General features: G+C 66.1%; 17 protein-coding genes and 1 tRNA gene. 9 read left to right on the forward strand and 9 right to left on the reverse strand.

The genetic code is table 11. The features are described 5' to 3' along the window. Window positions 1–178: 178 nt before the first annotated feature. Entirely contained in the window at window positions 179–628 is a 450-nt protein-coding gene (gene dksA, locus C8J46_RS10150; protein WP_243643354.1) for an RNA polymerase-binding protein DksA, read from the reverse strand. Between the two features lie 452 nt (window positions 629–1080). Here dksA and C8J46_RS20815 point away from each other — a divergent pair, with 452 nt between their 5' ends. Beyond that, a complete protein-coding gene (locus C8J46_RS20815) occupies window positions 1081–1992 on the forward strand; it encodes a hypothetical protein (RefSeq protein ID WP_207894153.1) in 912 nt (303 codons plus the stop codon). Window positions 1993–2064: 72 nt separating this feature from the next. On the opposite strand, the gene C8J46_RS10165 is transcribed toward C8J46_RS20815, so the two are convergent. Continuing rightward, a complete protein-coding gene (locus tag C8J46_RS10165) occupies window positions 2065–2505 on the reverse strand; it encodes a host attachment family protein (protein ID WP_132738434.1) in 441 nt (146 codons plus the stop codon). Between the two features lie 146 nt (window positions 2506–2651). Between C8J46_RS10165 and serS the strand changes: the two genes are divergently transcribed. The 5 genes from serS (at window position 2652) to C8J46_RS10190 (ending at window position 7612) form a co-directional block, all read left to right on the forward strand. After that, entirely contained in the window at window positions 2652–3929 is a 1278-nt protein-coding gene (serS, locus tag C8J46_RS10170; RefSeq protein WP_132739520.1) for a serine--tRNA ligase, read from the forward strand. Next, entirely contained in the window at window positions 3929–4693 is a 765-nt protein-coding gene (gene surE, locus C8J46_RS10175; protein WP_132738437.1) for a 5'/3'-nucleotidase SurE, read from the forward strand. The genes serS and surE overlap by 1 nt, the downstream gene beginning before the upstream one ends. Further along, the gene (locus C8J46_RS10180) at window positions 4693–5835 is read left to right on the forward strand and encodes a M23 family metallopeptidase (protein WP_132738440.1); all 1143 of its coding nucleotides are present in this window, start codon (window positions 4693–4695) and stop codon (window positions 5833–5835) included. Before surE ends, C8J46_RS10180 begins: the two co-directional genes overlap by 1 nt. A 129-nt stretch (window positions 5836–5964) precedes the next feature. After that, a complete protein-coding gene (gene tyrS, locus C8J46_RS10185) occupies window positions 5965–7188 on the forward strand; it encodes a tyrosine--tRNA ligase (RefSeq protein WP_132738443.1) in 1224 nt (407 codons plus the stop codon). A 106-nt stretch (window positions 7189–7294) separates the two neighbouring features. Then, window positions 7295–7612 (forward strand): PilZ domain-containing protein, encoded by a 318-nt coding sequence (locus tag C8J46_RS10190; protein ID WP_132738446.1) that lies wholly within the window; start codon window positions 7295–7297, stop codon window positions 7610–7612. Between the two features lie 2 nt (window positions 7613–7614). On the opposite strand, the gene recG is transcribed toward C8J46_RS10190, so the two are convergent. Beyond that, entirely contained in the window at window positions 7615–9666 is a 2052-nt protein-coding gene (gene recG, locus C8J46_RS10195) for an ATP-dependent DNA helicase RecG (protein ID WP_132738449.1), read from the reverse strand. Window positions 9667–9739: 73 nt separating this feature from the next. On the opposite strand from recG, the gene C8J46_RS10200 reads away from it, so the two are divergent. Together C8J46_RS10200 and mfd are read left to right on the forward strand one after the other, a co-directional pair. Next, the gene (locus C8J46_RS10200; RefSeq protein ID WP_056048683.1) at window positions 9740–10006 is read left to right on the forward strand and encodes a succinate dehydrogenase assembly factor 2; all 267 of its coding nucleotides are present in this window, start codon (window positions 9740–9742) and stop codon (window positions 10004–10006) included. Window positions 10007–10123: 117 nt separating this feature from the next. Next, window positions 10124–13594 carry a transcription-repair coupling factor gene (mfd, locus tag C8J46_RS10205; protein ID WP_132738452.1) on the forward strand — a complete coding sequence of 1157 codons (3471 nt, stop codon included), beginning with the start codon at window positions 10124–10126 and terminating at the stop codon, window positions 13592–13594. Between the two features lie 166 nt (window positions 13595–13760). On the opposite strand, the gene C8J46_RS10210 is transcribed toward mfd, so the two are convergent. From C8J46_RS10210 to C8J46_RS10225, 4 genes are all read right to left on the reverse strand, one after another. Continuing rightward, on the reverse strand, window positions 13761–14387 hold the full coding sequence (locus tag C8J46_RS10210; RefSeq protein ID WP_132738454.1) for a hypothetical protein: 627 nt from the start codon (window positions 14385–14387) through the stop codon (window positions 13761–13763). A 123-nt stretch (window positions 14388–14510) separates the two neighbouring features. Continuing rightward, on the reverse strand, window positions 14511–14927 hold the full coding sequence (locus C8J46_RS10215) for a secondary thiamine-phosphate synthase enzyme YjbQ (protein ID WP_132738457.1): 417 nt from the start codon (window positions 14925–14927) through the stop codon (window positions 14511–14513). 86 nt (window positions 14928–15013) lie between these two features. Continuing rightward, window positions 15014–15088: transfer RNA gene (locus C8J46_RS10220), tRNA-Gln, on the reverse strand. A 52-nt stretch (window positions 15089–15140) separates the two neighbouring features. Continuing rightward, window positions 15141–16250 carry a branched-chain amino acid aminotransferase gene (locus tag C8J46_RS10225; RefSeq protein WP_132738460.1) on the reverse strand — a complete coding sequence of 370 codons (1110 nt, stop codon included), beginning with the start codon at window positions 16248–16250 and terminating at the stop codon, window positions 15141–15143. A 58-nt stretch (window positions 16251–16308) separates the two neighbouring features. Between C8J46_RS10225 and C8J46_RS10230 the strand changes: the two genes are divergently transcribed. Continuing rightward, window positions 16309–16797, forward strand: coding sequence for a helix-turn-helix domain-containing protein (locus C8J46_RS10230; protein ID WP_243643313.1), 489 nt, complete (start codon window positions 16309–16311; stop codon window positions 16795–16797). A gap of 407 nt (window positions 16798–17204) precedes the next feature. On the opposite strand, the gene C8J46_RS10235 is transcribed toward C8J46_RS10230, so the two are convergent. Both C8J46_RS10235 and C8J46_RS10240 read right to left on the reverse strand, forming a co-directional pair. Beyond that, window positions 17205–18005, reverse strand: coding sequence for a pyrroline-5-carboxylate reductase dimerization domain-containing protein (locus tag C8J46_RS10235; protein ID WP_243643314.1), 801 nt, complete (start codon window positions 18003–18005; stop codon window positions 17205–17207). Beyond that, window positions 18002–18505, reverse strand: a complete 504-nt coding sequence (locus C8J46_RS10240; protein WP_132738469.1) for a YbjN domain-containing protein — start codon at window positions 18503–18505, stop codon at window positions 18002–18004. Before C8J46_RS10240 ends, C8J46_RS10235 begins: the two co-directional genes overlap by 4 nt. Window positions 18506–18603: the final 98 nt, after the last annotated feature.

The following is an 18603-nucleotide window of genomic DNA, read 5'->3' on the forward strand; positions in this document are numbered from 1 at the left end:
TCCGAAGATCGATCCGTGGCTGTCGTACGATCGAAGCTGTCCATCATTGTCTCGCACCGCCGAGGCCCAGTGGCCGAAGCCACGTTCACGTATAGACCAAATACCCGCCGAAATACTTAACGGCGGGCGCCGGCCGATCGCGACTCTAGCTCAGGCTCGATCGAGGGGATATCCCGAATCAATCCTCGCGCGAGACCTTCTCGTTGCGTTCATGCCGCTCCTGCGCCTCGACCGTCATCGTCGCGATCGGTCGTGCCTCCAGCCGGGCCAGGCTGATCGGCTCGCCGGTGACTTCGCAATAGCCATATTCGCCCTCGTCGATCCGGCGAATCGCCGCCTCGATCTTCGAGACGAGCTTGCGCTGCCGATCCCGCGTGCGGAGCTCGATCGACCAGTCGGTTTCGCTCGACGCACGATCCGTGAGATCCGCCTCGCGCAGCGAATCCACCTGCAACTGCGACAAGGTCTCCTGCGACTCCCGAAGGATCGCCTCCTTCCACTCCTGCAACTTACGACGGAAATACGCCTGCTGCTTCAAGCTCATAAAGGGTTCGTCGGCATCAGGCCGATAGCCTTCCACGTCGCTGTCGTTCGCAGCGTTTCGGTTGGTAGTTCCGGTATCGTCCATACGATTCATCACGGTTGCCATACCACTCTCCCTCTGGCCCCGTCGGATCAACCACGCTGATCTCCGAGGACCGCCCCCAAATGGTGAATGGGCCTATAGTCGTGCACGGAGATGACCACAAGCGACCGGACTTGCGCAAACATCGCCCGCCTCGACATTATATTACAAGTATACCATTTCGCGTTTCACGCCGGGCAGCCGACCATTGGCTACGACTCCTCCCCCCATTCGCTTCCCAGACGATCAAAGATGTCCCAAGCCGGCACGTTAACGGCGAGTCGGATGCATCGATGTCGGCAAACAGGTGATTCAGCCCGCCGAATGTGGTTAATGCTATTGCGCTTAACGGTTTGTTTTGCAGTTAGTGAGATAGCGATGTCGTAATCATCGCACACGGGGATCCGGCAACACGAGGGTGCCGGCAACGAAAGAATGACGCTATGTCGGTTAGGATGGCCTTGGCCAAATTGTGCGCCTGTGCGTGTGGTGGTGCCCTGATCGGCGGCGGCGCCGTGCATGTTGCGGAAAGCTCCAATCGCACCGCCAATACCAAGCGGATACTCGTCAAACGCGTAGCCCGCCCGCAGATCGCCGCTGTGCAGCGACCCCGCGTTCGCCGCGTCACCACCACGACCCGGACGACCTGTGCTCCGACCGTCGTTACGGTCGCCAATGCCGCGCCGGTTCCGATCCCCGCGCCGGTTGGCGAGGGGTATATCGGCGGCGGCGGGGCTGGTGCAGCGCCGGTTGTCATTGGCGGCAGCGGTGGATTTTTCGGCGGCGGGCTGGGCGGTGGCTTCGGCGGCGGCTTTGGCGGAAGCGGCGGCTCGAGCGGCAGTATCGTCATCTCGTCGACGTCGAGTGGCGGGTCGACGTCGGCCGGCGGCTCCAGTGGCGATGTGTCCTCGTCATCCAGCGGCAACGTGTCGACCTCGTCGAGTAGCGCATCGTCGGCATCGTCCGCGTCCTCGGCATCGTCGGCCAGCAGCGGCAGTTCGTCGGGCGGCAAGCCTAACAAACCCGGCCATGACGGGTCGAGCTATGGCTCGAGCAGCAAGGGCTGGGGATCGAACGGCGGCTGGAATTCGACCGGCGGGTGGAGCTCGAACGGATCGTCGGGCAGCTCGGCTTCGTCGGGCAGCAGTGCATCGTCGGCAAGCTCGAGCGGGTCGAGTGCCAGCAGCGCGAGCAGTGCCAGCAGCGCGTCGAGTGCGAGCAGCGCCAGTTCGAGCGGCAGCACCGGATCGAGCGGCGGGCCTCCTGCCCCGGTTCCCGCGCCGCCGATGGTGCTGCTGTTCGGGGCGGCCGCGGCCGCGCTGGTCGCCCGCAAACGCTTCGCCAAGCCGGCCGCGATCGCCGCCTGACGCCGGCGCCGCACGCATTAAAAAAGGCCCTGCCGGAGATGACCGGCGGGGCCTTTTCTGTGTTTATCGTGATCAGGCGGCCTTTAGTGCTTTCTCGATGTCCGCGATCGGATGGCCGGTCAGATCCTTGTCGAGCTCGCCCGTCAGCCGGCTGCTGACTTCCTTGTGATAATGCTTGCGCAGCTCGCCGAGAGTCTTGGGCGGTGCGACGACGATGAGCGACTCGTAATCGTTCTTGAGCGCGCGGACTTTGAGGAAATCGGCAGCTTCGGCGGCGAAACGATCCTCCTCAAGCTGGTGGAAGTCAGTCGGCTCGACCGAACTCTGCACACCGCCACGCGGTGACGATGCACGCCCGGCGGCATCGGTTGCCTGATCGCGGGTCGCGGGATTGACGTGCTCCTGCGCCTTTTCGACGACCAGATTGAAGTCCGTATTGTCGCCCTCGTTGCGCAGAAACAGCATTTTCCGACCGTCCGCGACGAGCACGACGGAGTTATGGGGAAGATGCATGCGATATCTCCTTCTTCGCTGTGCGTGTGATGAATGAACGCCCCGCAAACTCGAGAGGTTGCGGACCCTCTCGATCCTTCCCGGCAAAGGGGGGATTAAGAGGGGCCGCCTTGCGCCTGCGCACCCGTCTCGGCATAGCCTCGGGCATGCACGACATACGCCTGATCCGCGACGATCCCGCCGCCTTCGACGCCGCCCTCGCCAAGCGGGGCTTCGCACCGCAGTCCGCCGCGCTGGTCGCGCTCGACGAGCAGCGGCGGGCGACGATCGCGGAGTCACAGACCGCGCAAACCCGTCGCAACGAGCTGTCGAAGGTGATCGGCCAGGCTAAGGCGCAGAAGGACGAGGCGAAGGCGCAGGCGCTGATGGCCGAGGTCGCGAGCCTGAAGGAGGCGCTGCCGCAGCTCGAGGCAGACGAGGCGCGGCTGAGTGGCGAGCTTGGCGACATGCTCGCGGCGATCCCAAACCTTCCCGCCGCCGACGTGCCCGAAGGCGGTGGCGAGGACGACAACGCGCTTGTCCACACTCGTGGCACGCCAACGACCTTCGCCTTCACTACCCGCGAGCACGACGCGATCGGCCCGGCGATCGGCCTCGATTTCGAGACCGGTGCGGCGATGTCCGGCGCGCGTTTCACGCTGGTCCGCGGACCTGCCGCAAAGCTGCAACGCGCGCTTGGCCAGTTCATGCTCGATCATGTGGCGGAGGCCGGTTTCGAGCAGGTATCGCCACCGCTGCTGGTCCGCGACGAAGCCGTGTTCGGCACCGGCCAGTTGCCGAAGTTCTCGGAGGATCTGTTCCGTACCACCGATGGTCGCTGGCTGATCCCGACCGCGGAGGTGAGCCTCACCAACATCGTTCGCGAGCAGATCCTGACCGAAGCCGAACTGCCGCTGCGCTTCACCGCGCTGACGCCGTGCTTCCGCTCCGAGGCAGGCGCAGCAGGGCGCGATACGCGCGGCTATATCCGCCAGCATCAGTTCGACAAGGTCGAGATGGTCTCGATCGTCACCCCCGACATGTCGGAGGCCGAGCATGAGCGGATGACGGCGTGCGCGGAGGGCGTTCTCGACGCGTTGCAGCTGCCGTTCAGGCGGATGCTCCTATGCACCGGCGACATGGGCTTCACCGCGGCACGCACCTACGATCTCGAAGTCTGGCTGCCGGGCCAGGCGCGCTATCGCGAGATCAGCAGCGTCTCGACCTGCACCGATTTCCAGGCACGCCGGATGAACGCGCGCTATCGCCCCGAGGGCGAGAAGGGCACGCGGTTCGTCCACACGCTCAACGGGTCGGCGCTCGCGGTCGGCCGGACGCTCGTCGCGGTGCTGGAGAATTATCAGCAGGAAGACGGCTCGGTCGCGGTGCCGACGGTACTCCAGCCGTATCTCGGCGGTCTGACAGTGTTGGAGCCCAAGCGCTGATGCGGATCCTGCTGACCAACGACGATGGCTATCATGCGCCCGGCCTCAAGGTGCTGGAGACGATCGCGCGGACCTTTTCGGACGATGTCTGGGTAGTGGCGCCTGCCGACGAACAGTCCGGCGCGGGCCATTCGCTGACGCTGTCGCGGCCGATCCGCGTGCGGAAGCATGGCGAGAAGCGCTTCGCCGTTGCGGGCACGCCGACCGATGCGGTGATGATGGCGCTCGCCAAGATCATGAAGGATTGCCCACCCGACCTGATCCTGTCGGGCGTCAACCGCGGCGCGAACCTCGCCGAGGACGTGACCTATTCGGGCACCGTCTCGGCAGCGATGGAAGGCGCGCTGGGCGGTATCCGCTCGATCGCGCTGAGCCAGATCTACAGCCGCGAGGGCATGGGCGACAGCGTGCCGTTCGAGGCCGCCGCCGCCTGGGGCGAGCGCGTATTACGCCCGCTGATCGATGCGCCGCTCGCGCCGCGGACGCTGGTCAACATCAACTTTCCCGCCGGCCCGGCCGATGCGGTGAAGGGCGTTCGCGTCGTCGGCCAGGGCCTGCGCGACTATGGTCGGTTGCAGATCGTCAGCAACACCGACCCGCGCGGCTACGAGTATCACTGGTTCGCGCTGGGCCGCACCGTCGAGACGCCCGCGTACGCGACCGACCTCGAGGCGACCGCGGAGGGGTATGTGTCGGTGACTCCGCTGCATCTCGACCTGACGCATTTCGAGTCGATGGATATGCTCGAACGGGCCTATCGCTGATGCGGCGCGCGAGCCTGTTTGCGGTGGCGACAGTGCCGCTGCTCGGGCTCGTCGCGTGTATTCCGCAGGTCGAACGTCCGGCCGGTTACGGCACCGCGCCGGCCCAGCCGTATCGCGATCCCCCGCCGCGGCGCGATGATCGGCCCCGTCGGGACAATGATCGGCCCCGTCGGGACGACACGCCGCCGCAGGATATTCCTGGCCGCGATACCGGCGAAGTCGCCGCCCTGCCCGCACCGCGCCCCGCCTGGGAAGCACGACCGGTCAGCGCCGATGCGAAGACCATCCCCGACTCGACCTATCTCGTCCGGCCCGGCGATACGCTCGCCCGCGTGGCCGACCGCAGCGGCGCGAGCATGGAAGCCATCGCGCGCGCCAACGACCTCGAATCGCCCCACACGATCCGCGCTGGCCAGCGGCTGACGATCCCCGGCGGGCGTTATCACCAGGTCCGCCGCGGCGAGACCGGCATCGCGATCGCGCGCGCGTACGGCGTCGAATGGTCGCGGATCGTTGCCGCCAACGCGTTGGTCGAGCCATACGTGCTGCGTGCCGACCAGCGGATCCAGATCCCCGACGCTCCGGGCGGCGGCAGGCCAAGTGCTTCAGAACGCGCGCAGGCGTTCAAGCTAGACATTGACGATATCCTCACCGGCGGCGAGCCCGCGCTGGCGAGCAACCAGGCGCCGGCTCGGCCGATCGCGACACCGCGCCGCGTGCTGCCGTCGAACGCCGTCGTCACCGCACCAGCGCGGCTCGCGAGCGGTGGCTTCCTCTGGCCGGTCGACGGCAAGCTCGTGAAGCGCTTCGGTCCGGGTGCGAGCGGCGAACGCAACGACGGAATCAAGATCGCGGTGCCGATGTCGACACCGATCCATGCCGCGGCGGACGGCGTGGTCGCCTATGTCGGCGACGGCATCGCCGCGCTCGGTGGGCTGGTGATCATCAAGCACGGCGGCGGCTGGACGAGCGTCTACGGTCATGCGTCGAAACTGCTGGTGCAGCGCGGCCAGAGTGTGAAGCGCGGGCAGACGATCGCGCTATCGGGCGACACCGGGTTCGCGGATCGCCCGGAACTGCACTTCGAACTGCGCAAGGGGCGGACGCCGGTGGATCCGACGTCGCAACTGCCGCGAAGTTGAATACGCCTAGCACCGCCCGTCATTCCAGCGAACGCTGGGATCTCCCGGTTCTGACCACCGCACCCGCCTCACAAAGATCCCAGCTTTCGCTGGGATGACGGCGGTGGGAGCGCATGCTAGTCGCCCCTCATGACCTACCAGTCCGACCTGCTCACCACGCTGACCTCGCGCGGCTATGTCCACCAGATGACCGACGCGACCGCGCTCGATGCACTCGCGGGCAAGCAGGTCGTGCCCGGCTATATCGGCTTCGATCCGACCGCGCCGTCGCTCCATGTCGGCAGTCTCGTCCAGATCATGCTGCTCCGCCGGCTCCAGCAGACCGGGCACAAGCCGATCGTCCTGATGGGTGGCGGCACCGGCAAGATCGGCGATCCGAGCTTCAAGGACGAAGCGCGCAAGCTTCTAGGCGAGGAAGGGATCAAAGCCAACGTCGCGTCTATCCGCCGCATCTTCGAGCGCTTCCTCACGTTCGGTGACGGGCCCACGGACGCGGTGATGCTCGACAATGCCGAATGGCTCGACGCGCTCGAATACATCCCGTTCCTGCGCGACGTCGGCCAGCATTTTTCGGTCAACCGGATGCTCGCTTTCGACTCGGTCAAGCTCCGCCTCGACCGCGAACAGTCGCTGAGCTTCCTAGAATTCAATTACATGATCCTCCAGGCGTACGACTTCCTAGAGCTGTCGCGCCGCGCCGAATGCCGCCTGCAAATGGGCGGCTCGGATCAATGGGGCAACATCGTCAACGGCATCGAGCTGTCGCGCCGGATGGACGGCACCGAGGTGTACGGCGTCACCACGCCGCTGATCACCACGGCCGACGGCGGCAAGATGGGCAAGACGATGTCCGGCGCGGTCTGGCTGCACGAGGATCAATTGCCGAACTTCGATTACTGGCAGTTCTGGCGCAACACCGACGACCGCGACGTCGGCCGCTTCCTGCGGCTGTTCACCGACCTGCCACTCGACGAGATCGCCCGTCTCGAAGCGCTCGAGGGCGCGGAAATCAACGCCGCCAAGATTGTGCTCGCCAATGAAGCGACGGCAATGTGCCGCGGCCGAGCTGCCGCCGAACAGGCAGCGGAGACTGCGCGAAAGACCTTCGAGGAGGGTGCATCGGGCGATTCCTTGCCAAGCTTTGCCGTTGCGGGTGGCTCGATCGGGATCGTCGAGGCGCTCGTCGGGCTAGGCTTCGTCGCCTCCAACGGCGAAGCGCGACGGAAGATTGCCGAGGGTGCGGTGCGGATCGACGGTGCCGTCGAGAAGGAGCCGACCGCCTCGATCGAGGTCGCGGCGCCGGTCCGTTTGAGCCTCGGGAAAAAGCGGCATGGGATGCTAACTCCCTCGTAACAGAAGGCATTTTGGTTGTGGAAAACACGCCGTTAGGCATCTCCGTTCGCACGAGGTTCACAGCGACGCCGGTAAGCCAATGGTCCTAGAAAACGGGGAACATCCGATGCGAAATTATGCCACGGCTGTTCGAGACCACCGCGGCGAGCCACGCGACGAGGTGATGCACCGCACGCATGCGATCGACGGCGATGGTCGGAGCATGAAACTGGTGCTGGTGAACATGTCCGCGAACGGCCTGATGGCGCGATGCGAGGGTTCCCCCGAAGCTGGCGATCGGCTGCGGATTACCCTGCCAATTCTAGGCGGCGTCGATGCGATCGTACGCTGGTCGCTTGGTGGACGGATCGGCTGCGAACTCGAACAGACGATTCCGTTGTCGGACTATTATGGCATGCTGACGGTGATGGTCCGCAACATCTGACGTCAGCCGGAGCGGAGCAAGGCAACGCCGGCGTCGCGATCGAACAGATATAGCGCCGTGCGCGCCGCCTGTCCCCTCGGCCCTTCGAGCCCGCCGTCGCGGTCGATCAGCAGGCGTGCGTCGTCGTGCGCGCATTGCAGCAGGTCGGCCATCATGTCGGGGGTCGCGAGCCGGAACGCCATCTCGCCCGACTGCTTCGTGCCGAGCAGTTCGCCGGCACCGCGGAGGCGGAGATCCTCCTCGGCGATGCGGAAACCATCGTTGGTCTCGCGCATCAGCGCCAAGCGCGCGCGGGATGTTTCACTGAGCGACGAGCCGCGCATCAGCAGGCAGATCGACCGGCCGATGCCGCGCCCTACCCGTCCGCGGAGCTGGTGAAGCTGGGCGAGGCCGAAGCGGTCGGCGTGCTCGATCACGATCAGCGTCGCATTGGGGACGTCGACGCCGACCTCGATCACCGTCGTCGCGACGAGGACGGACGTGCGCGCGGCGGAAAATTCGGCCATCACCGCGTCCTTCTCCGCCGGTTTCATGCGGCCGTGGACGAGTGCGACCTTCTCGCCGAACCGCGCGCGCAGCGTCTCAGCGCGCATCTCGGCGGCGGCGAGGTCGCTCTTCTCGCTCTCCTCGACCAGCGGGCACACCCAATAGGCCTGCCCGCCATCCGCCAGATGCCGGCCGAGCGCGTTGACCACGTCGTCGAGCCTGTCCTCGGAGATCACGCGCGTCTCGATCGGCTGGCGCCCCGGCGGCATCTCGTCGAGGCGGCTCACATCCATTTCGCCGTACTGTGCGAGCGTCAGCGTACGTGGGATCGGCGTTGCGGTCATCGCGAGCAGATGTGGCGGCGCGACGCCCTTGGCCTGCAACGTCATTCGCTGCGCGACGCCGAAGCGATGCTGTTCGTCCACCACCACCAGCGCGAGGTCCTTGTAGCCGACCGCATCCTGGAAGATCGCATGCGTGCCGACGAGGATGTCGATCTCGCCGCTCGCCAGCGCCATCAAGGTCGCCTCCCGCACGCGGCCCTTGTCGCGCCCGGTGAGCACGCCAACGTTGATCGGCAGGCCGGCGAGCGTTTTCCGCAGCGTCTCGTAATGCTGGCGCGCGAGGATTTCGGTAGGGGCGAGCATCGCCGCCTGTGCGCCGGCCTCGACCGCGATCAGCATTGCCATCGCCGCGACCAGCGTCTTGCCCGAGCCGACATCGCCTTGCAGCAGCCGCAGCATCGGCGCGGTCTGCGCGAGATCGCCCTCGATCTCGCCGACCGTCCGCGATTGCGCGCCGGTCAACGTGTAGGGGAGCTTTAGCAAATCGCGCAGACGACCGTCCCCGTGGAGAGCCCTGCCCCGCCGTTTGCGCGTGTCGGCGCGGACCAGAGTCATCGCAAGCTGGTTCGCGAAGACCTCGTCATACGCCAACCGTTCGCGCGCCTTCGCATCCGACGGGTCGGCGTGGATGCGCGCCAGCGATTCGTGCCACCCCGGCCATTCGCGTTTCGCCTTCAGCCCGGGCTCGATCCACTCGGGCAGGTCCGGCGCGCGGGCGACCGCCTGCGTCGTCAGCGCCGCCAGCCGACGCGACGTGAGGCCTTCCGATAGCGGATAGATCGGCTCACGCTCGCGCAATTCCTCGTCCGGCTCGACGATGTCGGGATGGACGATCTGCAATTCCTGGCCGTATTCGTCGAGCCGGCCGGAGATGCGCTTGGCCTCGCCGATCGGAAGAAGCTTCTTCGCCCAGCCCGAACTGCCGCCGAAGAAGACGAGGCTGACGTAATTGCCGTGCTCGTCGGTCGCCTGCACCCGCGTCGGACCGCGGCCCGCGCTGATCTTGTAGTCGCGCGGGGTCAGCGTGATCATGATGATCCGCCCGGCATCGCTCGACATCAGCTCGGTGCGCGGCAGGCGATCGACGTAGCCGGTCGGCAGATGGAAGGCGACGTCGACGACGCGCGCGAGCCCGAGCCGGTCGAGCGGCTTGGCGAGCGCAGGCCCTACCCCCTTCAGGACGAGGGTTTCGGCGAACAGCGGATTGAGGATTTCGGGTCGCATGACTATCTGGCCTCTATAGCCTAGCCGACGCCCGCCGCCAGCGGGTCGCCGGCTCTTCGTGTTTGGAGATACGATGGACCACGAGACCCGCCTCAAGCGCCTGGGCTTCCGCAGCTCGCACCGCGGCACGCGCGAAGCCGACATGATGATCGGCGGCTTCTTCGCCACCTACGGCCGGACGTGGACGCCGGAAGAGCTCGACTGGTTCGAGGCGCTGCTGGAGGAACAGGACGTCGACATCATGGGCTGGGCGATCGGCTCGATCGTGTGCCCACCCGAGTGGGACGGCCCGATGATGCAGGCGATGCGCGACATCAATTACGTGACGGTCGTGAAGTAACGCACTCCCTCTCCCTCCGGGGAGAGGGTCGGGGTGAGGGGCAGCCAAGCAGCGCAGCGCCTAGAACAGCCCCTCACCCAACCCTCTCCCCAAGGGGGAGAGGGCTTTAGGAAACCGATGCCAGACCTCAAGACGATCCTTTCCGCGAAAACCTCGCTGATCCTCTCGGGCGTGCCGTCCGGCTTCCAGCCGTCGCTGCTCGCCGACCTCGCGCGCGCCGCGAAAACGCGTGCAGTGTTCATCGCGCCCGACGACGCCGCCATGCGCGCGGTCGCCTCGACCGCGGCCTATTTCGCGCCCGATCTCGAAGTGCTGAGCTTTCCGGCCTGGGACTGCCTCCCCTACGACCGCGCCTCGCCGACGCTCCGCATCATGGCCGAGCGTGTCGCCGCGCTCCAGCGGCTCCAGGGCAAGCCCAAGGGTCCGCAGCTCCTGCTGACCACCGCCAACGCCGCGACGCAGCGCGTCTTAACCCCGTTCCGCATCCGCCAGCTCGTCGCGCGGCTCGCCCCCGGCGAACGGATCGGCCGCGACAAGCTCGCCATGCTGCTCCAGGCGAACGGCTATGTCCGCACCGACACCGTCCACGACCAGGGCGAATACGCCGTGCGCGGCGGGATCGTCGATCTCTATCCCTCGGGCGAAGACCACGCGCTGCGCCTCGATTTCTTCGGCGACGAGATCGAGAGCGTCCGCACCTTCGACGCGGCCGACCAGCGCACCACCGGCCGGATCGACGGCTTCGTCCTGCTTCCCGCCTCCGAAGCACTGCTCGACGAGGACTCGATCAAGCGCTTCCGCACCCGCTACCGCGACGCGTTCGGCGCGACCGCGACCGGCGATCCGATGTACCAGGCGATCTCCGAAGGCCGGCGGATCGCGGGCATGGAGCATTGGCTCCCGCTGTTCGAGGAGAAGATGGCGACGCTGTTCGACCATCTCGGCGCCGACGACGTCGTGGTCCGCGACAACGGCGTCGCCGCGGCAGTGGAGAGCCGGCTCGAATCGATCGCCGACTATTACGAGAACCGCAAGCGCGCCGAGGCGGCTCAGCCCGGCAGTTACCGGCCGATGCCCGCCAAGGCGCTCTATCTCGACGCGCAGGAATGGTCCGGCGGGGTCGAGGCGTTCGCGGCGCACATCACCTCGCCGTTCCACGAACCGCCCAGCGACACCGTGCTCGACTTCGACGTCGACGGCCCGCGCGATTTCGGCCCCGAGCGCGCCGCGCAGGCGAACATTTACGAAGCCGTCGCGGATCATGTCGAGAAACTGCGGAAGCAGGGGCGGAAACCGATCCTCGCCAGCTATTCGATCGGCGCACGCGAACGCCTGGGGAGCCTGCTTGCCGATCACGGCATGAAAGGCGGCAAGCACGCCGAGACCTGGCAGGAGGCGCTCGGCATCGCCGACACCGCGCGCAGCTTCGGCGTCGCGCTGATCGTCCTGCCGCTCGATCACGGCTTCACCGCGCCGGGGATCGCCGTGCTCACCGAGCAGGACATGCTCGGCGACCGCCTCGTCCACCGCAAGAAGCGCAAGAAATCCGCCGACGCATTCCTCGCCGAACTGGCCACGCTGACGCCGGGCGATCTCGTCGTCCACACCGAGCATGGCATCGGGCGGTACGAGGGCCTGACCTCGATCCCGGTCGGCCAGAGCCCACACGACTGTGTCGCGCTAAGCTATGCCGGCGGCGACAAGCTCTACGTGCCGGTTGAAAACATCGACGTCCTCTCGCGCTACGGCTCGTCCGAGGAGGGCGCGACGCTCGACCGGCTCGGCGGCGAAGGCTGGCAGCGCCGCAAGTCGAAGATGAAGGAGCGGATCCGCGAGATCGCCGGCGAACTCATCGCGACCGCTGCCGAACGCGCGCTGCATCCGGGCGACGTGCTCGAACCCGATGCGAGCGGCTACCCGAGCTTCGTCGATCGCTTCCCGTACGAGGAAACCGAGGACCAGGACCGTGCGATCGAGGACGTGCTCGGCGATCTGGCGGCGGGCAAACCGATGGACCGCTTGGTCGTCGGCGACGTCGGCTTCGGCAAGACCGAGGTCGCGTTGCGCGCCGCGTTCGTCGCGGCGATGGGCGGCAAGCAGGTCGCGATCGTCTGTCCGACCACCCTGCTCGCGCGCCAGCACTACAACAATTTCGTCGCGCGCTTCGAAGGCTTCCCGATGAACATGGGCCGCCTATCGCGGCTCGTTACCGCGAGCGAGGCGAAGGCGACCAAGGAGGGGCTGGCCAACGGCACGATCGACGTCGTGATCGGCACGCATGCGCTGCTGGCGAAGAATATCGACTTCAAGCGGCTCGGGCTGGTGGTGGTCGACGAGGAGCAGCGCTTCGGCGTGACGCACAAGGAGCGCCTCAAGGCGCTGCGGGCGGACGTCCACATGCTGACGCTGACCGCGACGCCGATCCCGCGGACGTTGCAGATGGCGATGTCGGGCATCCGCGAGCTGTCGGTGATCCAGACTCCGCCGGTCGATCGCCTCGCGGTGCGGACGTACATCATGCCGTTCGATCCGGTCGTGCTCCGCGAGGCGTTGCTGCGCGAGCATTACCGTGGCGGGCAGAGCTTCGTCGTCACGCCGCGTGTTGCGGACCTGCCCGAGATCGAGGACTTCCTGCGCGAACAGGTGCCCGAGATCCGTTTCGTCGTCGCGCACGGCCAGATGTCGCCGACCGAGGTCGAGGAGCGCATGTCGGCGTTCTACGACAAGAAGTTCGAGGTGCTCGTCTCGACGACGATCATCGAGAGCGGGATCGACATCGCGTCCGCCAACACGATGATCGTCCACCGCGCCGACCGCTTCGGCCTCGCCCAACTCTATCAGCTGCGCGGGCGTGTCGGCCGGTCTAAGACGCGCGCGTACGCGTATCTGGTGACGCCGCCCGAGCGGCAGATGACGGTCACGGCCGAGAAGCGCCTGAAGGTGCTGTCCGATCTCGACTCGCTCGGCGCGGGCTTCCAGCTGGCCAGCCACGATCTCGATATCCGCGGCGCCGGCAACATGCTCGGCGACGAGCAGACCGGGCATATCAAGGAGGTCGGCTTCGAGCTCTACCAGGCGATGCTGGAGGAGGCGATCATGGACGCCAAGGCGGGCGGCATGACCTCGTCGCGGCCGCGTGACTTCTCGCCGCAGATCACGGTCGATGCGCCGATTCTTATCCCCGAGGATTACGTGCCCGATCTCGACCTGCGGATGGGACTGTATCGCCGCCTCAACGATCTCGACGAGGGGCAGGAGATCGAGGCGTTCGCAGCGGAGATGATCGACCGGTTCGGCCCGCTGCCGGACGCGACGGAGAATTTGATCAAGGTCATCGAGATCAAGCTGAACGCAAAACGCGCCTGCGTGTCGAAGATCGACGTCGGTCCGCGCGGCGTGCTGGTGTCGTTCCACAACGACACGCCGCCGAATATCGACAAGCTGCTGGCGTATGTGGAGCGGCTGAACGGCGTCGCGCGGTTGCGGCCGGACAGCAAGCTGGTGCTGCAACGCGCGTGGGGCGATCCGAAGGCGCGGCTGCACGGGGCGCTTCAGCTGTCGAAGGGACTTGCGAAGGCGGCGGGATAAGCGCCTGATTTAGGAGCGTGCGGCTCTCCTGCGAAAGCAGGAGCCCAGGGTTACGAGCACCATCGTCTGCAATCCTGGATTCCTGCGTTCGCAGGACCACGGCACATGAAAAAGGCCGGGCCATTCGCGAGAATAGCCCGGCCTTTTCGCCGTCTAGAGTACGTGCTTACTTCGGCAGAACGACGCTCGGTCCGATGCTGTCGACCACCTTCCGCGCATCAAACGCGCGAATGTTGTCGCGCGGGATCGGGCCCTTGCGCATCACGATCTCAGCGGTCGCCTCATACCGGTCGATCGTGCGGATATCGAAGTCGTTGCCCCACGGGCCACCACCGAAGCCGCCATAGCCGCCGCCGAAACCACCACCGAAGCCGCCATAGGGGCTCCAGTTGCGCCAACCGAAGCCGCGACCATAATAGCGCCACGACGGACCCCAATAGCCGCCGAAGCCGCCATAGCCGAACCCGCCACCGATCCCCGGCGTCGAATAGGTGCGCGACTGGAGATTGGTGTCGCGGTCGGCCATCAGGTAATAGTCGTAGCCATTCTGCAACGTCAGTTCGGCAGCGCGGAAGAACAGGTAACGCTCGACGGTATCACGCGACGTAACGCTGTTGCCCGCGAAGCTGACGAGGAAGCGACCCGGCTCGACCTGGCGGTCGCTATAGCCGGTACGGCTGAACCCCTGGCCCGTCGCCGGCCGATAGGTGGTCTCGGTCGCGCATCCGGCCAACAGCAGCGTGCCCGTTGCGAGCGCTGCGAGTGCGACCTTGCGACCCTGTGTCTTGAACATGGTGTCGTCTCCGTTCGCGGCGAATGCGGCGAAACGCCGCTTATTAGCCGTCAGTGGTGGAACGGTTGATGAACGACATCGCTCCAATGCGCCACCGGCCTGACGCATTTTTCATGATCTGCGTCAGTCGCCGATGACGTGAAGCGCGAGCGTGCGCCGATGCGGGCGGCGGCGGTGTTCGAACAGGTAGATGCCCTGCCACGTCCCGAGCGCGAGTCGCTCGTCGATCAGCGGGATCGAGAGTTGGACCTGCGTGAGCGCCGTGCGCAAATGTGCGGGCATATCGTCCGGCCCCTCGTCGTCGTGGAGATACTCGCGCGACTCCGGCGCGATCCGCGCAAAATACGCTTCGAGATCGGTGCGAACCTCGGGCGCCGCGTTTTCCTGGATGAGGAGCGAGGCGGAGGTGTGGCGGCAGAATATCGTCAGCAGACCTTCCGCCATCCGCTGATCGCGCACCCATCGCTCGATAGGGTCGGTGACGTCGACAAGGCCCTGACGGCGGGTGTCGATGGTGAGCGATGTGGTGGCTTGGCGCATGCGATACCGAACGATCGACCGGGTGGGTTGCTCCAGCAGTCGAGCAAGGATCGGCTCGAATACGACGATTGGTCGGGAACCGAGACTGGCTGGGGCGGCAGGGTTCGAACCTGCGCATGGCGGCATCAAAAGCCGCTGCCTTACCACTTGGCGACGCCCCAACAGAGGCGGCCTTATAGCGGGGCGGCGGCGTCTGAAAAGCCCCCGCGGACGTCAATCCGCGAGATGGTGCAGCCAGTTGTTGTCGTCGGGCGCGGTGCCGCGCTGGATCGACACCAGCGCGTCGCGCATCCGCATCGTCAATGCCCCCGGACCACCCGTACCGATCGTGAAGCGGCCTTCCGGGCTCGCCACCGTGCCGATCGGCGTCACCACCGCCGCGGTGCCGCAGGCGAACGCCTCGACCAGACGGCCGCTCGCCGCATCGGCGCGCCACTGGTCGATCGTATAGCCCTCTTCGCGGACCTCGATACCGCTCGCGCGTGCAAGCGTGAGGATCGAATCGCGCGTGATGCCGGGCAGGATCGTGCCGGTCAGCGCGGGCGTCGCCATGCTGCCGTCGTCGAACACGAAGAAGATGTTCATGCCGCCGAGTTCCTCGACCCAACGACGCTCGGCCGCATCGAGGAAGACGACCTGGTCGCAGCCGTTGCGGATCGCCTCGGACTGCGCGAGCAGGCTGGCGGCGTAATTGCCGCCGCACTTGGCCGCACCGGTGCCGCCCTGCGCGGCGCGCGTGTATTGCTGGCTCACCCAGATCGACACCGTCGGGGCGCCGCCCTTGAAATACGCGCCGACCGACGAGGCGAGCACCATGTACAGATATTCCGCCGAGGGCTTCACGCCGAGGAATACTTCGGAGGCGAACATGAACGGGCGCAGGTACAGCGCGCCGCCATCGCTCTCCGGGATCCAGTTCGCATCGGTCCTGACCAGACGCTCGACCGATTCGAGAAACAGCTCTTCGGGCAGTTCGGGCATCGCGAGGCGTCGCGCCGAATCCTGGAAGCGGCGCGCGTTCGCCTCGGGACGGAACAGCGCGGTGCCGCCATCGGCGAGCCGATACGCCTTCATCCCCTCGAAGATCTCCTGCGCGTAATGCAGCACCGACGATGCGGGATCGATCGTGAGCGGCGCGCGCGCGGTGATGCGGGCATCATGCCAGCCCTCGGTCTCGCTGTAGCGGATCATCGCCATGTGATCGGTGAAGACGCGCCCGAAACCGGGGTCGATCAGCCGTTTCGCGCGCTCGTTCGCCTCGACCGGGGTCGCATTCGGTTCGTGCCGAAAGGCGGAGGGCGACGTAAAAGCTGGAGCGGACATCGAATTCTCTCTCAAGGCGGGTTGCCGACGACTACGGGCGATGGCTAAACCGGTCAACATGTCTGCCACAGCTTCGCCTGCCTCACCCCTGTTCCTTCGCGAACCCGAGCTCCGCCGTGGCATGGAGCTGTTGTACTTCGGCTACAGCCACCTGACGCGATCGATCGACGAGGGACTCGCGCAGGAGGGCTTGGGGCGCGCGCATCATCGTGCGCTGTATTTCATCGCGCGCAAACCCGACATGACGGTGAGCGAGTTGCTGTCGTTGCTGGCGATCACCAAGCAGTCGCTCGGGCGCGTGCTGAACGAACTGGCGGACCGCAAGCTGGTCGAGACGCGGCCCGGCGAGCGCGATCGGCGACAGCGGTTGCTGCGGCTGACGCCGGAAGGCTCGATCATGGAGCGAGAGCTGTTCGAGGCGGCGCGGGTACAGATGTCGGCGGCGTATGCGAGTGCGGGACAGAGCGCGGTGTCGGGCTTCTGGGCGGTTCTGGAGGGCCTGGTGCCGGAGAGCGAGCGGTCACAGGTGATCGGGCTGCGCGGGTAAGCGCACGAGCGCGGAGTGCTGATGCCTGAAGCGCGTTGCGTGCCGGAATGTTGCTCGATACCCGATGCCTGCCGGACCAAAGTCTGATGCACGCCTTACTGAGACTTGCCCGACTGATGACTGCCTGACTGTCAGCTGCTGCCGCCGCCACTGCTCTTCACCCCGCATCCATTCTTGCCCACTCCTCCACCGTCATCCCAGCGAAAGCTGGGATCTCATGGTTTGGCAGATGTCGCGAGCCACGCTGGGATACCCCAGCTTTCGCTGGGGTGACGGGATAGGGGCGGAGTGACGGGTAAGGTTAGAATGACGCGGTTAGGTTAGAATGACGGGGTAAGGTTGGAATGGCACGGCAAGGTTCGGATAGCGACTGAAGCTGGAGTGACGACCCGCCTACCCTCCACGGCCTAGCGCGCGGCGGCCGCCATTTCAGCGTTGCGGCGTTCGGAGGCGGCTAGCGTTTCCTTGAGCAACGTTACCAGCGCATCGTTGCGGTCGAGGACGTTCAGACCTTCGCGGGTCGATCCGCCGGGGCTCGCCACGCGGTCCGCGAGCACGGCGGGCGACACGTCCGCATCGGCGGCCATGATCGCCGAGCCCTCTAGCGTGGCGATCGCCAAGCGTGCGGCTTGGTCCGCCGGCAGGCCGAGCGCAGCGCCCGCCTTGGCGAGTGCGTCGGCGAAGCGGAACACGAAGCCGGGGCCGCAGCCTGCGAGTGCCGTAACCGCATCGAAATGCGCTTCGTCGTCGATCCATTCGTAATGACCGAGCGGCGCGGCGAAGGCTTCTGCCGCCGCAATCGGTTCGCCGGGGGCGTAGAGCGACGTCACGCCCTTGCCGATCGCGACCGGGAGATTGGGCATCGCGCGGACTATCATGTCAGCCGCGAACCGCGCCGACAGTACGGCATGATCGACCCCGGCGAGGATCGACAGCAGCAGCGTCGGTGCGCCCTTCATCGGTGCCACCAACGCCTGCGCAGCCTCGATCTGCTGCGGCTTGAGCGCGAGCATCAGCGTGGCAGGCGCCTCCTCGTCGGGCAGCGTGGTCACCGAGCGGACACCCTCGGGGGCGCCCTTCCCGCTGCGCGTGATGACCGTCACCGTCGCCGGATCAAGCCCCGCGGCGATCCAGCGGCGCAGCATCGCGCCGCCCATGTTGCCGCAGCCGATCAGCCACAGCGGACCTTCGGGGAAACCCACGCTCACGCCTCGCCGTGCGTTTCGATCAGTGCTGCGGCGATTGCCTCCTTGGGGCTCTTGCCGCCCCACAGTACGAACTGGAACACGGGGTAGAAACGCTCGCATTCCTCTATCGCCGATTCGACCAGCAGTTCGGCGGCGTCCAGCGACATCGTTCCTTCATCGCCGCCGTCGACCATCGCCGCATGCCGGAACAGCAATATGCCACTCGACGACCATAGCTCGAAATGGCCGATCCAGAGCTGCTCGTTGACCAGCCCGATCGTCTCATAGACCGCCTGGCGCCGCTCGTCGGGCACCTTGATATCTGGAAAAGCGAGAAATTGCAGGACGCTATCGTCTTCGCGCCACAGCGCGCGGAGTTCGTACGTCGTCCAGCTACCCTTTACGGTCGCAACGATCTCATCCTCGTGACGCTCGTGCTCCCAGCCATGCGCGGCATAGTAGCTCTCGAGCATGTCGATCGGGGCGGCGTCTTCGTGGTCGTGGTCTACTTGGTCGAGCATCATAGGGTCCTGGCGGTCCTTATCGCACGACAAAGGGTGCCGAGGCCAAATCGCCACGGCAACCCCATCGAACCCGTTTCTGCGGAAAACTGTGGAAA

The sequence above is a fragment of the Sphingomonas sp. PP-F2F-A104-K0414 genome (assembly GCF_004340945.1).
In the GTDB taxonomy this organism is placed as follows: domain Bacteria; phylum Pseudomonadota; class Alphaproteobacteria; order Sphingomonadales; family Sphingomonadaceae; genus Sphingomonas.